Annotated in this window: 14 protein-coding genes; 12 read left to right on the top strand and 2 right to left on the bottom strand. The window is 67.3% G+C overall.

From position 1 onward, the window contains the following. Nucleotides 1-3,735, bottom strand: coding sequence for a trifunctional transcriptional regulator/proline dehydrogenase/L-glutamate gamma-semialdehyde dehydrogenase (putA, locus tag VF522_RS15620; protein ID WP_330909213.1), 3,735 nt, complete (start codon nucleotides 3,733-3,735; stop codon nucleotides 1-3). Between the two features lie 96 nt (nucleotides 3,736-3,831). On the opposite strand from putA, the gene VF522_RS15615 reads away from it, so the two are divergent. Further along, nucleotides 3,832-4,311 carry an Lrp/AsnC ligand binding domain-containing protein gene (locus VF522_RS15615; RefSeq protein WP_330909212.1) on the top strand — a complete coding sequence of 160 codons (480 nt, stop codon included), beginning with the start codon at nucleotides 3,832-3,834 and terminating at the stop codon, nucleotides 4,309-4,311. A 7-nt stretch (nucleotides 4,312-4,318) separates the two neighbouring features. Here the strand turns inward: VF522_RS15615 and VF522_RS15610 are convergent, their stop codons facing one another. Continuing rightward, a complete protein-coding gene (locus VF522_RS15610) occupies nucleotides 4,319-5,221 on the bottom strand; it encodes an AraC family transcriptional regulator (RefSeq protein ID WP_330909211.1) in 903 nt (300 codons plus the stop codon). Nucleotides 5,222-5,319: 98 nt separating this feature from the next. On the opposite strand from VF522_RS15610, the gene VF522_RS15605 reads away from it, so the two are divergent. The 11 genes from VF522_RS15605 (at nucleotide 5,320) to VF522_RS15555 (ending at nucleotide 14,955) form a co-directional block, all read left to right on the top strand. Further along, nucleotides 5,320-6,099: an SDR family oxidoreductase gene (locus VF522_RS15605; RefSeq protein ID WP_330909210.1), complete on the top strand. Its 780-nt coding sequence runs from the start codon at nucleotides 5,320-5,322 to the stop codon at nucleotides 6,097-6,099. Nucleotides 6,100-6,198: 99 nt separating this feature from the next. Next, a complete protein-coding gene (locus tag VF522_RS15600) occupies nucleotides 6,199-7,188 on the top strand; it encodes a tripartite tricarboxylate transporter substrate binding protein (RefSeq protein ID WP_330909209.1) in 990 nt (329 codons plus the stop codon). 8 nt (nucleotides 7,189-7,196) lie between these two features. After that, nucleotides 7,197-8,375, top strand: coding sequence for a CoA transferase (locus VF522_RS15595; RefSeq protein WP_330909208.1), 1,179 nt, complete (start codon nucleotides 7,197-7,199; stop codon nucleotides 8,373-8,375). A 28-nt stretch (nucleotides 8,376-8,403) separates the two neighbouring features. Next, nucleotides 8,404-9,360 (top strand): hydroxymethylglutaryl-CoA lyase, encoded by a 957-nt coding sequence (locus VF522_RS15590; protein ID WP_330909207.1) that lies wholly within the window; start codon nucleotides 8,404-8,406, stop codon nucleotides 9,358-9,360. A 143-nt stretch (nucleotides 9,361-9,503) separates the two neighbouring features. Beyond that, nucleotides 9,504-10,046, top strand: coding sequence for a hypothetical protein (locus tag VF522_RS15585; RefSeq protein ID WP_330909206.1), 543 nt, complete (start codon nucleotides 9,504-9,506; stop codon nucleotides 10,044-10,046). Nucleotides 10,047-10,457: 411 nt separating this feature from the next. Then, nucleotides 10,458-10,772, top strand: coding sequence for a hypothetical protein (locus tag VF522_RS15580; protein WP_330909205.1), 315 nt, complete (start codon nucleotides 10,458-10,460; stop codon nucleotides 10,770-10,772). A 52-nt stretch (nucleotides 10,773-10,824) separates the two neighbouring features. Next, a complete protein-coding gene (locus VF522_RS15575; RefSeq protein WP_330909204.1) occupies nucleotides 10,825-11,268 on the top strand; it encodes a hypothetical protein in 444 nt (147 codons plus the stop codon). A 43-nt stretch (nucleotides 11,269-11,311) separates the two neighbouring features. Beyond that, nucleotides 11,312-12,430 (top strand): DUF4062 domain-containing protein, encoded by a 1,119-nt coding sequence (locus VF522_RS15570; protein WP_330909203.1) that lies wholly within the window; start codon nucleotides 11,312-11,314, stop codon nucleotides 12,428-12,430. A gap of 104 nt (nucleotides 12,431-12,534) precedes the next feature. Then, nucleotides 12,535-13,998 carry an N-acetyltransferase gene (locus VF522_RS15565; RefSeq protein ID WP_330909202.1) on the top strand — a complete coding sequence of 488 codons (1,464 nt, stop codon included), beginning with the start codon at nucleotides 12,535-12,537 and terminating at the stop codon, nucleotides 13,996-13,998. Continuing rightward, nucleotides 13,967-14,425 carry a hypothetical protein gene (locus VF522_RS15560; RefSeq protein ID WP_330909201.1) on the top strand — a complete coding sequence of 153 codons (459 nt, stop codon included), beginning with the start codon at nucleotides 13,967-13,969 and terminating at the stop codon, nucleotides 14,423-14,425. The genes VF522_RS15565 and VF522_RS15560 overlap by 32 nt, the downstream gene beginning before the upstream one ends. Continuing rightward, nucleotides 14,422-14,955, top strand: coding sequence for an ATP-binding protein (locus VF522_RS15555; protein WP_330909199.1), 534 nt, complete (start codon nucleotides 14,422-14,424; stop codon nucleotides 14,953-14,955). Before VF522_RS15560 ends, VF522_RS15555 begins: the two co-directional genes overlap by 4 nt. Nucleotides 14,956-14,997 lie beyond the last annotated feature (42 nt).

Raw genomic sequence — 14,997 nt, 5'->3', positions numbered from 1 at the left:
TCAGCCGATCGTCATCAGCGATGCATTGCCACCCGCGGCCGCGGTATTGATGCTCAAGGCCCGCTCGATCACCAGGCGCTCGAGCGGCAGCGCCGTTTCGCCCGGTTCCATGCGTTCGACGCTGACGACCGGTCCGTCGCGGCGGGCCATCTGCCGCTGCACGTCGGCCAGTTCGGTGGTGGAACCATGCAGCAGCACGGACTCGTATGCGACCTCGGGTGCGGTCCAGTCGCGCGCCAGCGCGACGTGGGCTTGCACTTCGGCCGGCAGGCGTTGCAGCAGTCCCTGCGCCCCGGCGGGCCAGATGGCACGGCTGCCGACGGCCAGGACGGCTGCGAGCTGCACGAGGCGGTCCGCGTCGCTTTCCGCGAGGCACAGGACGCTGGAGCGAGGCGCGAGCGCATAGACGTTGCGCTCGCCGGTCGGTCCCGGTAGCACCACCGAAGCACCCGGACGCGCAAGGGTGGCCATGCGCGCGCAGGCCGCGGCGAGCGTGGGCTGCTGCGCCTGGGCCCATTGCAGCAGGCTGGCTAGCGCGCCCTGGACAGCGGGCGCGGTGCCGGCCTCCGATCCCGCGTCCGCATCGAGCGCGCGCACGAGCACGTCGTCCGGACGCCGCGACAGCAGTCGATAGAGATACAGCGGCCCGCCCGCCTTGGGGCCGGTGCCGGACAGGCCTTCGCCGCCGAAGGGCTGCACGCCGACGACGGCGCCCACCATGTTGCGGTTCACGTAGACGTTGCCCGCATGTGCCGCATCGATCACGCGGGCGATCGTCTCGTCGATGCGGGTGTGCAGGCCCATCGTGAGGCCGTAACCGGTGCCATTGATCTGGCCGACCAGCCCGTCGAGTTCCTCGCGTCGGAAGCGGACGAAGTGCAGCACCGGGCCGAATACCTCGCGCTTCAGCGCCGAGATGCTGTCGATCTCGATGAGGGTGGGCAGCACGTAGGTGCCCACGTGCAGCGGCTGTTCGCTGTGGCCCGACACCTGGTGGACCCGGCAGCCCGCGGCGCGCATCTCCTCCACGTGGCGATCGATGTTGGACTTGGCATCCTGGTCGATCACGGGGCCCACGTCCGTCGCCAAGCGTGCCGGATTGCCCACCCGCAGTTCGGCCATCGCGCCCAGCAGCATCGCCAGCACGCGGTCTGCCGCTTCTTCCTGCACGCAGAGGACCCGCAGCGCGGAGCAGCGCTGGCCCGCGCTGTCGAAGGCGGACACGAGGACGTCGCCCACCACCTGTTCCGCGAGGGCGGAGGAGTCCACCACCATCGCATTCTGCCCGCCGGTCTCCGCGATCAGCGGGACCGCGCGCCCGCTGGCCGTCACGCGGCCGGCCACGTTGGCCTGCAGCAGGCGCGCCACTTCGGTGGAGCCGGTGAAGAGAACGCCCTGCACGCGCGCGTCGCCCACCAGCTTGGCGCCCACGACGGCACCGGGACCGGGCAGCAGCTGGATCGCATCGCGCGGGATGCCCGCGGCCCAGAGGGCACGCACGGCTTCGGATGCGATGAGTGGCGTCTGCTCCGCCGGCTTGGCCAGCACCACGTTGCCGGCGGCGAGCGCCGCGGAGATCTGTCCCACGAAGATCGCCAGCGGGAAGTTCCAGGGGCTGATGCACACCACCGGGCCGAGCGGCACATGGCTGGCGTTGTCGAAATGGTCCCGCACCTCGCGGGCGTAGTAGCGCAGGAAGTCGACGGCCTCGCGCACCTCGGCGACGGCATTCGATGCGGTCTTGCCCGCCTCGCGGACCAGCACGCCCATCAGGCGCGGCATGTCGCTTTCCAGCCGGTCCGCCGCGGCTTCGAGCAGGCGCGCCCGCTCGTTCGGTGCGGTGGCGGCCCAGCGCGGCGCGCCCCCCACGGCACGCTGCAGGGCGAGCTCGATCTCGCCGGCGGTCGCTGCGCGGACGCAGCCGACTTCATCGGACCGGTCGGCCGGGTTGGTGACGGGTTCCATTCCGAGCGCCGGCGTGTCCTCGGCGAGCAGGGGCCGCGCCTTCAGGCTTTCGGTGGCAGCGAAGGTCTCGGCGAGGGCGTGCAGCTGGGCCTCGTTGCTCAGGTCGAGGCCGCGCGAATTCCTTCGAACCGTGCCGTACAGGTCCTGCGGCAGCGGAATGGCCGGGTGCGGCAGTCCGAGCGCGTCTTCCTTGCGCGCGTAGTCCTCGATCGCGGCGACCGGGTCGCGCACCAACTGTTCGACGGCGATCGTCTGGTCGGCCACCTGGTTGACGAAGGAGGTGTTGGCCCCGTTTTCGAGCAGGCGGCGCACGAGATAGGCGAGCAGGGTTTCGTGCGTCCCCACCGGCGCGTAGACGCGGCAGGGGCGCCCCAGCTTGCCCTGCGCGGGGTCGCCCACCACCTGCTCGTACAGGGGCTCGCCCATGCCGTGCAGGCACTGGAACTCGTACTGGTGGCGCGTGTAGCTCGCCGGGTCCGCGAGTTCGTAGATCGTCGCCATCGTGTGGGCGTTGTGCGTCGCGAACTGCGGATACACCTCCTGCGGCGCGGCCAGCAGCTTGCGGGCACAGGCGATGTAGGAGGCATCGGTGTAGGGCTTGCGGGTGTACACGGGGTAGCCGTCCTGGCCATCGAGTTGCGCGCGCTTGATCTCCGAATCCCAGTAAGCGCCCTTGACCAGCCGGATCATCAGCCGCCGCCTGCTCCTGCGCCCCAGGTCGATCACGTAGTCGAGCACGAAGGGGCAGCGCTTCTGGTACGCCTGCACCACGAAGCCGAGGCCGTTCCAGCCTTGCAGCTGCGGCTCGAAGGCGAGCCGCTCCAGCAGGTCCAGCGAGATCTCGAGCCGGTCGGCCTCCTCGGCGTCGATGTTCAGGCCGATGTCGTAGCGCTTGGCCAGCGCGCACAGGCGCACCAGCACCGGGTACAGCTCGCCCATGACGCGGTCGTACTGCGAGCGGCTGTAGCGCGGATGCAGGGCCGACAGCTTGATCGAGATGCCGGGACCTTCGTAGACGCCGCGGCCGGCCGAGGCCTTGCCGATGGCGTGGATCGCGTCCTCGTAGTCGCGCAGGTAGCGGGCGGCGTCGTGCGCGGTGAGTGCCGCTTCGCCGAGCATGTCGAAGGAATAGCTGAAGCCTTCCTGCTCGCGCGGCCGCGCGTTCTGCAGCGCCTCGGCGATGTTCTCGCCGGTGACGAACTGCTCGCCCATCATGCGCATGGCCATGTCCACGCCCTTGCGGATCAGCGGCTCGCCGCCGACGGAGACGAGCCGCCCGATCGCGGACGACAGCCCCGACTCGCTGTGCGTGGCGACGAGCTTGCCGGTGATCAGCAGTCCCCACGTCGCGGCATTCACGAACAGCGAGGGGCTCTTGCCGAGGTGCGTCTGCCACTGGCCCTGGGCGATCTTGTCGCGGATGAGCGTGTCGCGCGTGGCCGCATCGGGGATGCGCAGCAGCGCCTCCGCCAGGCACATCAGCGCGACGCCTTCCTGCGAGGACAGCGCGTACTGCTGCAGCAGGTTCTGCACGAGCCCTGCACGGCCGCCGCCGGCCTTGCGGGCGCGCAGGGTGCTCGCCAGGCGGTGGGCCAGCGCCTGGATCTTCTGCGCGGCGGCCGTCGGCACGCGTGCGCCTTCCAGCACCAGCCTGACGGCGTCCTGCTCCGGTACACGGCACGCCGCAGTGATGGCTTGGCGCAGCGGGGTGGCGGCCAGCTGGGAGGGGACGAAAAAGCGTTCGAAGGTGCCCTGGGAGGTCGTTGGCATGGAAGCGGGTGTGGACGTGACATCCTCGATGGTCCCGATTCCCGGCAGAATATTGCTTCGAAGTTCGGCGCATCAGCCGAATCATTCTCTATTCCCATGGCTGATCCTTTCGATCTCGACCGCACCGATCGCCGCATCCTGGCGCAGCTCCAGGACGACGGCCGCATCTCCAACCTCAAGCTGGCGGAGGCCGTGGCCTTGTCCCCGACGGCGGTGCTCGCCCGGGTGCAGCGCCTCACCCGCGAGGGCTTCATCGAGGGCTACGAGGCCCGGCTGAACCCGCGCTTGCTGGGGGCCGGCATGCTGGTCTTCGTGGAAGTGCTGCTCGATCGCACGACGCCGAACGTCTTCGAGCAGTTCCGTGCCGCCGTGCAGGCGCATCCCGAGATCCTGGAGTGCCACATGGTGGCCGGCGGTTTCGACTACCTGGTGAAGACGCGCGTCGCGGACATGGACGCCTATCGCAGCTTCGCGGGCACGGTGCTCTGGCAGTTGCCGGGCGTGCGCGAGACGAGGACGTATGCCGTCATGGAAGAAGTGAAGAACTCGACCAAGCTGCACATCCCGCTGGCCTGAGGGCTCATCACTCCAGGCCCGCCTCCCGTGCGTAACGGCCCGGAGGCCGTCCCACGTGACGGCTGAACGCCGTGCTGAACGTGCTGGCGGAACCGTAGCCCACGCGCTCGGCCACGTCGGCCAGCGCGACGTCGCGGCGCAGGAGGTCCTTCGCGAGGGCCATGCGCCACGCCAGCAGGTATTCCATGGGCGGCATGCCGACGGCGCGCGAGAAGCGATCGAAGAAGGCCGACCGGGACAGGGCGGCCTTGCCCGCGAGTTCCTCCACCGTCCAGGACCTTGACGGATCGCGGTGCATGAGCCGCAACGCAGCGGCGACCCGCGCGTCGGCCAGTCCCCGCAGCAGGCCCGGCGGCGCCTCGCTCCCCGTCGAACGCAACGCCTCGATCAGCAGGATCTCCACCAGCCGCGCGAGCACCAGCTCGCGTCCTGCGCGGTTCCCCGCCGTTTCCTCGCCCACCAGCTGGACCAGCGTGGACAGGCGCTCGATGCCGCGCAGGTGCACCAGCGCCGGCAGCAGCGAGACGAGCAGGCCGGCGTCCGGCGATTCGAAGCGGAAGTAGCCACCCAGCATGCGTGCATCGGGCGTTCCGCCGCGCCGGCCATGGCGAAGCTCGCCGCGCGGCGCCACCGCGGCCTGCCGTGCATCGACCGGCACCGGCTCGACCGGCTCTCCACCCGACAAGGTGAATCCCGGCGTCGCCGGCATCAGGACGAAATCGCCGGCCTCCAGCGCGATCGGCTTCTCGCCTTCCACGGCCAGGACACACCGGCCCGTGAGCATCGTGCAGAAGCTGGGTTCGCCGAAGGCGGAGTAGCGCACGGCCCAGGAGCCTGCTCCGCTGATCGTCTTCGAGAACACGGCGCGGGGCTGCAGCAGGGCGATGACGTCCGCCAGGGGATCGGGCATTCCGGACTCCCGCAAATGAAATGTGGACGATTCATTGTAGTCAGTCCGGACGAGCGGACCTATCGTCATGGCTTCCACCACACCGAAAGGAATGCCCCATGAAAACCGTCCTCATCACCGGCTGCTCGTCCGGCTACGGCCTCGAAACCGCGCGCCGCTTCCACGCCGGCGGCTGGAACGTGGTCGCCACGATGCGCACGCCGCGGCCCGACGTCCTGCCGCTGTCCGACCGGATCCGCGTCCTGGCGCTCGACGTCACGCGGCCCGAAAGCATCGCCGCGGCCGTCGAGGCGTCAGGACCCATCGACGTCCTCGTGAACAACGCCGGCATCGGCCTCTTCGGCGCGTGGGAGGCCACGCCGATGGCGACCGTGCGCGAGGTGTTCGACACCAATACCTTCGGCACGATGGCGATGACGCAGGCCCTGCTGCCGCAGTTCCGTGCGCGGCGATCGGGCACCATCGTCAACGTGACATCGACGGTGGCCCTCGCGGCCATGCCCCTCGTCGCCGCCTACACGGCGAGCAAGACGGCCGTCGAAGGCTTCACGGCCTCGCTCGCGCTGGAGCTCGCTTCCTTCGACATCCGCGTGAAGCTCGTCGAGCCGGGCTATGGGCCCGACACGCGATTCACCCAGAACGGCACGGCCCGCATGGAGGGATTGATCCCCGAGGCTTATGCGTCCTTTGCGCAATCGGCGTTCGCCGGCCTGGCCGAATCGCCGGCCGTGACCCGGGCGTCCGACGTGGCCGATGCGGTCTGGCGCGCAGCGCACGACGGCACGCGCAGGCTGCGCCATCCCGCGGGCGCCGACGCGCTGGCGATCGCGCAGGGCCAGCCGTCGGCGGCCTCCAGCCTGGCCCTGGGCGGAGCTTGATTGCGACGAAGCATGACGCCAGAAGTGCTCAGGGCTTTCCACAGGCACGGCGCCGGCCGCGTCACGCTACGCTCGAATCATCACGACAGGAGACAACGGATGAAATCGCTTCGCCTGCTCGCCCGTGCGGCGCTCGCCGCCGCCGCGCTGCTTCCCCTGCTTGCGAGCGCGCAGGAGTTTCCGAGCAAGCCGATCCGCCTGCTGATCCCGTTCCCGCCCGGCGGCGGCACCGACACCGTTTCGCGCGTGGTCGCCACCGCGTTGAGCGAGCAGATGAAGTGGCAGGTGGTGCCCGAGAACCGTCCCGGCGCCTCCGGCAACCTCGCGGTGGCGCAAGCGGCCCAGGCCGCGCCGGACGGCTACACGATCGTCATGGGCCAGACGGACAACATGGGGCTCGGGCCGCACCTCTATCCGAATGCCGGCTACGACACGCTCAAGAGCTTCGTGCCGATCATCCAGGTGTCGGAAACGCCGCTGGCCATCGTGAGCAGCACCCCGGCGAGCGGCGGCCACGCGAAGATCCCGAACGTCGCCGACATGATCGCCAAGGGCAAGACGCAGGACGGCCTGACCTGGGCCACGGCCGGCAACGGCAGCCTGGGCCACCTGTACGGCGAGCAGTTCAAGTCGCTCGCGGGCATCCACCTGCTGCCGGTGCACTACAAGGGCGCCGCGCCCGCCATGACCGACGTGATCGGCGGACAGGTCGACGTCGCCATCCTCTCCGTGGTGTCCGTGCTGCCGCTGGTCAAGGGCGGCAAGCTCACGCCGGTGGCGGTGACGACCTCCAAGCGCTCGCCGGCGCTGCCCGAGACGCCCACGGTCGCCGAGCAGGGCATCAAGGGCGCGGACACCGGCACCTGGCTGGGGCTGTTCGCACCGGCCGGCACGCCGCCCGCCGTGGTGTCCCGGCTCAACGCCGCCCTCGACAAGGTGCTGCAGATGCCCGAAGTGCGCGACAAGCTGCTGGCGGCCGGTTCCATCCCCGCGGGCGGTTCGTCCGAGGCGTTCGCGAAGTTCCTCGCCGTCGACTATCCCAAGTGGGGCCAGGTCGTGAAGGCCTCCGGCGTCAAGCTCAGTCCCTGAGGAGATCCATGCAGCTGCAGGGCATCCGGGTCGTCGACCTCACCCGCATCCTCTCCGGCCCCTTCTGCTCCATGTTCCTCGCGGACATGGGCGCGGAGGTGATCAAGGTGGAGGACCCCGACGGCGGCGACCCCATCCGGCAGCAGGGCGAGACGCGCGACGGCTTCTCGCTCTACTTCGCCAGCTTCAACCGCAACAAGCGCTCCATCACGCTGGACCTGCGCAGCGCCGAGGGCAAGGAGATCCTGCGCGACCTGCTGCGCGGCGCGGACGTCGTGATCAACAACTACCGCCCCGGCATCATGGACAAGATGGGCTTCGGCCGCGAGGCGCTGCGCGCGCTCAAGCCGGACATCGTCAGCTGCCACGTCACCGGCTTCGGACTCGACGGCCCCTACCGCGACCGGCCTTCCTTCGACTTCATCGCGCAAGCCATGAGCGGCTTCATGAGCGTCAACGGCACCGAGGACGGCCCGCCGATGCGCGCCGCGCCGCCGGTGTCGGACCTCGTGGCCGGCTCCTATGCCGCCATGGGCATCTGCGCCGCGCTCGTGCGCCGCAGCCGCACCGGCGAGGGCGAGGAAGTCGCCACCGCGCTCACCGACAGCATGACCAGCATGCTGGCCTTCCTGGCGACCAACTTCTTCGCCACCGGCAAGCTGCCGCTGCGCACCGGCAACGACCACGCGCTGGTCGCGCCCTACGGCTTGTTCGAGGCGGCCGACGGGCAGATCGCCGTCGCGCCATCCAACGATGCCTTCTATGCCCGCCTGATCGACGCGCTCGGCCTCGACGACCTGCGCGAGCGCCCTGAGTACCGCACCAACGCGGCACGCTTCGAGCGTCGCGCGGGCATCAACGCGGAGATCAACGCCCGCACCCGCGCGCACACCGTGGCGCACTGGATCGAAAAGCTCAATGCCGGCGGCGTGCCCTGCGGCCGCGTGCTGAACCTCGCCGAAGTGTTCGAGGACCCGCAGACGCGGCACCAGCAGATGCGCATCACGATCGAGCATCCGCGGCACGGCCCGCTCGACGTGCTCGGCTTCCCCATCAAGTTCTCCGACGATCCGTGTCGCGTCCACCGTCCGCCGCCGGTGCTGGGGGCGGACACCGACGCCCTGCTGCGGGAGCTGGGGCGCGATACTGCGGCCATCGAGGCGCTGCGCGTCAAGGGCGTGGTGTGACGCCGCGCCGCACAGGAAGGAAATGACCATGAACTACTCCCCCGCTGCCGGCGAGGACCGCTTCGTGCGGGTCACCGAGGTCGGCACTCGCGATGGCTTCCAGTCGGAGTCGCGCTTCATCCCCACCGAGACCAAGGCCGACCTGATCAACCGCCTGATCGCGGCCGGCGTGCGCAGTGTCGAGGCGACCTCCTTTGTGTCGCCGCGCGCGGTGCCGCAGATGGCCGACGCCGCCGAAGTCATGGCGCGCATCGAGCGCCGGCCCGGCGTGCGCCTGACGGCCCTGGTGCCCAATGCGCGCGGCGCCGAGCGCGCGGCCGCGGCCAAGGTGGACATGATGGCGTCGTTCGTGTCCGCTTCGGAGACGCACTGCCAGGCCAACCTGAACAAGTCGATCGACGCCGCGCTCGCCGACTTCGTGGAGTTCGCGCCGATCGCGCAGCGCTACGGCATCGCGCTGCGCGGCGCGGTGGCATGCGCCTTCGGCTGCCCCTTCGAGGGCGACGTGAAGCTCGAGAACGTTCTGAAGATCGTCGAGACCTACGTGCGCCACGGCGCGCGCCACATCACGCTGGGCGACACCACCGGCATGGCCACGCCGCCGGTGGTGACGCGCACCGTGGAGGCGATCCGCGCGCGCTTTCCGGAGACGATCGTCGCGCTGCATTTCCACAACACGCGCGGCATCGGCCTGGCCAACGTGATGAACGGGCTGGCGCTGGGCGTGCGCGAGTACGAATCCTCCTTCGCCGGCCTGGGCGGCTGCCCCTTCGCGCCGGGCGCCACGGGAAACATCTGCACCGAGGACCTCGTGTACCTGCTGCACGAATGCGGCTGGGACACCGGCATCGACCTGGACGCACTGGCCGCCGTGGCGCGCGACGTGCAGCAGCTGATGGAGCGCGACCTGCCCGGGCAGTACATGAAGTCGGGGCCGCGGTTGAAGCTCACCCCGATCGAGGGCGTGCGGCGCGCAGTGGGGTGAAGGGCGCGGACCCGGTCGCCAGGAGCGTGCGCTCACCCTTGACATTCGAATACAACCGGGCGCGACGGCCGGTCTTTCCGCGCTGACGGGCGCCCGCGCTGCGCCGCGGGCGAACTGCTCTACTCCTCGGCAAGGGGAGCAGCATGGCTTTATTCGCTGATGACCGTCGATGGATCCTGGCCGCGGCGCTGTCCGCCGCGCTGGGTGCGGCCCAGGCGCAAGAGGCACAGTCGCAGGCCCGGGCCGGGGCCGTCGCGGACGGCGTGTCGTCGGCCGTCGGCATCGCCGCCGGCGTTCCGGTGAATCCGCTGCTGCCCATCCTCGGCCTGGGGATGAAGGCGGTGACCTTCAAGCATGCGGAGAGCCTGCCGGAGGCCGAGCGCCCGCGTGCCTATGCGATGGCCGCGGCCGGCTGGCAAGGCAGCGCGGCCGGCAACGCCTGCGCCGCGGTGTCCGTCCTCTCGGGCGGATCCTTCCTGCCGGCCTGCGTGGTGGTCGGCGTGGCCTGGGGCTACAAGACCTGGAAGGCCAGCGAGCGCGAGCGGCTGGAAGCCGAGCGCTGCGCCGCGCTGCGCGCATCCACCCGCAAGTCGAAAGTGCGCTGTGCGTCCACGCGGAAGCGTGTGGAGAAGCCTGTCGCGCCGGCGCGGCCGGTCCTGGCTGCGCAGGACATCGCGACGTCGTGAGAGCGGTGTTGGAGCGCCATGAGCGCCATCCCTGCGAACGCGCATGACCGCTTCTTGCCGGGAGCTGACTTCCGCTCGGTTGCAACTGGGGCAGCAACGGCCTCTGGCTGCCGCTCCTAACGTCCGCCAAGAGCGACTGCTTTGCAGCGATTGCAGCCGGTCGGCGGCGGACGCCGAATTCGCGGTCTTGGCTTTAATGCGGTCATTGAGCCCACTGGCGGGAAGCGGGGATGAGCGCATAGGGTCGAAAGCGGTCATCACCCTGAGGATGGACGCTGGCCGCTACGTCCATGCGGGATTTGATCCCCTTCTGAGGGCAGTTAATAAGACGATTGTTCTACGCCGATTGATGGAAGCAACGCACCCGCGGTGCACTTAAATTGATCCATCCACCTCGACTCGGACCGCTCAATGAGCTACATCAGAATTGGAGACGAGCAGCGCAATATCGCAGATGTCGACGAGCGCTGGCTAAGCGAGCAGTTGCGACGAAGAAGGTCAGCCGGTGGCAACACCTGCATTCAGGTGTCGTTGAAGACGTCGTCGATCGACATCCTTCTGTCAACTCCGGAGTGTGGCGGTGGCGGTGGTGGTGGACGCCCTCCCACTGCACAGGAGAAACTCCTGTTTGAGGAGTGGGCAAAGCGCGGGCTGAATGGCGCCGGGTACAGCCCTGGCGAAATCATCTCGTTCCTTCAGCAAGCGAGGAGAAACGGAATCACGTGACGCCTCGACAGCTTCGAGCTCACGTAATTTGCTGCATCGCACGGACGCCACCATGCCCCTGAATCCGGGAGAACGAAACGCCCTTGGCCGTCGACTGACGGTGGCCGCACCGAAGTTGCGCGAGCGGTTGGCGGCGTTCCATCGATGGCTCCCTGCAGCAGCGGTTAAAGTGCGCGAGCCCCAAATAGCGCCGTTGGTCGAAGGGGGCCGGGTCATCGCCGTTGACACGCCTCTGGGGCGGTTGTCCTTGGCGGAGGAGTTCGGCAGGCGAGAGGATCGCCTGATAGCTCGCATCGTCTTCTATCGGCCGGCGGGCGGCTTGCTCTCCGAAGCACGCGCGGTGTACGCAGTTGAACTGCGCGACGACTACATGGCCTACTTTGACCCTCCGGGGCCCGCCACTGAGTTTGAGTGGGACCATAACGAGGACGACTGGGCTGCAAGGAACGTGCTCAGGCTCGGCTACGAGCTGGCGATCGCCTGCTCAGAGGCATGACCCAGCGTGCTTGGCACGGCGTCGACACGGGTACAGTGACCATATGAAGATCTTCGTGAGCTCTCTGATTTCGGGGTTTGAGGCGCTGCGGGCGGCGGCTCGCTCCGCCATCCTGGCGCTCGGGCACGAGCCAGTGATGGCCGAAGATTTTGGCGCCAAGTCCATCTCGCCCCAAGTCGCGTGTCTACAGGGCCTGCGCTCGGCCGACCTCGTCGTTCTAATATTGGGAGAACGCTACGGCGCCCTTCCGCCGGGATCCCAGGTGTCCCCAACCCACGAGGAATACCTCGAGGCGCGGGGCGCCAAGGAGATTTTGCTGTTCGTGCAGGAGGGTGTGACGCCCGAGCCGGCGCAAGCGGCACTTCTACGCGAGGCCCAAGGCTGGCGGGGCGGCCTTTTCCGGGCGGGATTTCGCTCGCCGGAGGAACTACGCGACGCAGTTACACGCGCCATACACAAGTTCGAGCTCGCGCACGCTGCAGCTCCGCTGAACGCGTCCGAGCTGCGCCAAACGGCGAGCGCGATGCTCACCGAGCGGGTGCGTGACGATTCTCAAGGACGGTCCCGGGTGAGGTTTTCGCTCGCTGCCGGACCCAAGCAGCAGGTCTTGCGGCCCGCCGAGCTCGAAGCCGAGTCGCTTGTCGATGCCGTTCACCAGTACGCTATGTTCGGGGCCACCAAACTGTTTGACAGATCAAGCGGCGTGGAGGTCCGCATGAATAGCGACACCTTGGTGATCAAGCAGGAGAACGGCGCAAGCCTACAGCTAGACGAGCAAGGTGGCGTGGCGATCGCGCTGCCTTTAGAGCGGGAGGCTTCGCGCTCCAGGGGCTTCAGTGGCGTCATGCTTGGCATCGTCGAGGAGTCCGTCCTGAGGGAGCTCACGAACGCGATCGCGTTCGCCGATTGGGTTCTTGACAAGATTGATCCAACACAGCGTGTCACGCACGTCGCGCTTGCCGCTCGGATCGAGTCCTCCGATTTCATGGCCTGGCGCACGCAGGCGGAGCAGGATGCGAACCCGAATTCGGGAACGATGCGCATGAGCCCAGCGCCGGAGAAACCCGTCTGTGCCGATTGCCCGCGCGGCGCCTTGAAGTTCGACGCCAGGCGACTGGCGGAGGATTTGCTCGTTCCTTTGCGGCGCCAGTGGAAAGCCTAAACAGTGGCTGCCACGCGGGCGACAAGGAACTGATTCTTGGCGTCTGTCGGCGTGCGGCCCCGAGGAAGCGGCGTCGCGCGTGATCAGTACCTTCACACCGGCGAATGCGTTTCCTCCTTGATACCAATGTCCTGATCCCACTTGAGGATTCGGCCATTCCGCTGCGCGACAGCCTGGCCAACTTCGTCAGGTTGGCCACGGCGAACAAGCATGTGCTTGTCTACCACCCAGCGTCCATAGACGACATCGAGGAAGACAAGGACGAGGCCCGCCGCTCGCACACGCTGCAGCGGCTGCGTCAGTACACGAAGCTGGAACACCGGCCGCCGTGTCCGTGGAACACACCGGGCACGAAGCGCAATGACGCCGCTGACAACGAAATCCTATACGCACTCTCATTGCATGCGGCCTCAGCCCTCGTCACCGAGGATCGGCAGATCCACGAGAAGGCGAAGGCAAGACGGCTTCTCGATCGCGTCTTCACTATCCAGACAGCGGAAGACCTGCTGCTTCGCCTTCACGAAACTGTCGGCGTCAGGCTTCCGAACATCGAGGAGGTCCCGCTGTACCAGCTAACGCCCCTGCTAACGTCATCGTTCTTTGACAGCTTGCGCGAGAGCTACGAGTTTGACCGGTGGTTCCGGCGAAAGTCGGAAGAAGGCTGTCGGGCCTGGGTGCACTGGGAGGCGCAGGATCGGCTGGGTGGGATCTGCATCTTTCAGCGCCAGGATCACGAGCGGATCGCCGAGGGCATCACGCTCGAAGGAGCGGCGCTCAAACTCTCGACTTTCAAAGTGGGGGAGTCCTGCCGCGGCCGAAAGGTTGGAGAACTTTTCCTGAAAGCGGCGTTCAAGTACGCGAGCGCGAACCGCCTCCAGGACATCTTCATCCACGGCGACGAAGAGCGGCACTACTTCTTGTTTGAACTGCTCGCCGACTTCGGCTTCAAAAAGGTCGTCCACCATCCCGCTGGTGGACGCCGTGATGTGGTTTACCTGAAGCATCACCCCGCTAACCCACCTCCGGCCACGGTTCCCCCCTTCGAATACCTCCGCTCGTACTTCCCGCACTTCCGGCACGATCCATCCGTTTCAGCGTACGTCGTGCCAATCCGGCCTCAATACCACGACATCCTCTTCCCGGATTTCGACGGGGTATCGACCCGACAAAGACACCTTTTCCAGCAGGAGAACTTTGCGGGGAACGCCATCAAAATGGCCTACTTGTCCAAAGCTCAGACGAAGGCGATGAACCCGGGCGACGTTCTCCTTTTTTATCGGTCGGTGGACGAGCATGCATTGACCAGCATAGGGGTCGTCGAAACGTACGAGACGCTAGCCGATGCCGAGGCGATCGTGGCCCGCGTAAAGCGGCGCACGGTTTACTCGCTCCCCGAGATCCAGAAGATGGCAGGCCAGCCTACAAGGGTGATCCTGTTCCGCTTCGTGCGACATCTGTCTCACGCCTTTCCTCTTAAAGAATTGCTGGCACGCCGAATCCTGGGCGGCCACCCCCAGAGCATTACAAAGATTTCTCATGACAAGTTCGAAGACATCCTTCGCCTTTGAGGGTGATGTCGCGCTGATCTCGGTGCATCCCGTTCACGTCAAAAAGATCATGTCGGGCGAAAAGAACCTGGAATTTAGACGGGTCTGGCCCACGCGTGCGATTGAGACTCTCGTGGTGTACTCCACGCATCCCGAGCAGCGGCTCGCCGCCGTAGTACAGGTCGCCGGCGTGGTACGCGCCTCCAAGACCGCGCTCTGGCAGGTGGCAACGGTCGAGGGCGGTGGTATCACACGGCAGGCGCTGTCCGACTATCTCGAGGGGAAGAAACTTGGCGTCGCGATCCGCCTGGGTAAGCGGGTTAACCTGGGCGCAGGCGTGCTCCCGACGAAGGTGTTAGGTGCGTCTTTTCGGCCGCCACAGTCGTTTCGCTACTTGTCGAATATTGAGAAGGCCAAGGTGCGTGCCTTATTGGGGGTTGCGCGGTGACGGTCGTATTTGTTGGTGGGGTGCACGGGGTCGGCAAGAGCACCTGCTGTGCTCAGGTCGCGCAGCTCACTGGCTGTCTGCATGTGACAGCCAGCGAGATCATCCGCCGCGAGCGCTCACAGGCAATTGCCTCGGCAGGAAAGCTCGTTTCCGATGTCGATGGCAATCAGAAGTTGCTCATTCGCGGGTTCCACACCGTGCGCCTCCAGACAGGGAGCGTGCCGATCCTGCTGGACGGCCACTTTGCGATGCGCGATGGGCTCGGCGAGATACAGTCAGTGTCCGTTGATGTGTTCAGGTCACTCGGCATTGATCGCGTCGTTTGTCTCTTGGATGAACCTAGTGCGATTGCGGCCAGGATTCAGCAGAGAGACGGTACAGCGCCCTCCGAACGTGAGATCGCGGAACTCCAAGATGCGGAGTCGCGCCACGCAAGGCTGGTGGCGGTTGCGATTGCCGCCCCTTTCATGTTCCTACAAGGTGGTGATGTAGAGGCTTTACGGCGCTATGTGCCTTCTTGCGCGCCTTAAGACGACCTGCTGCGACTCGCCGCCCCGAGAACACTCACTGTC

This window comes from Ramlibacter sp. (assembly GCF_036383835.1).
Lineage (GTDB): Bacteria > Pseudomonadota > Gammaproteobacteria > Burkholderiales > Burkholderiaceae_C > Ramlibacter.
Note: the sequence above shows the minus strand (reverse complement) of the source record. Positions and strands in the feature narration are given on the sequence as shown.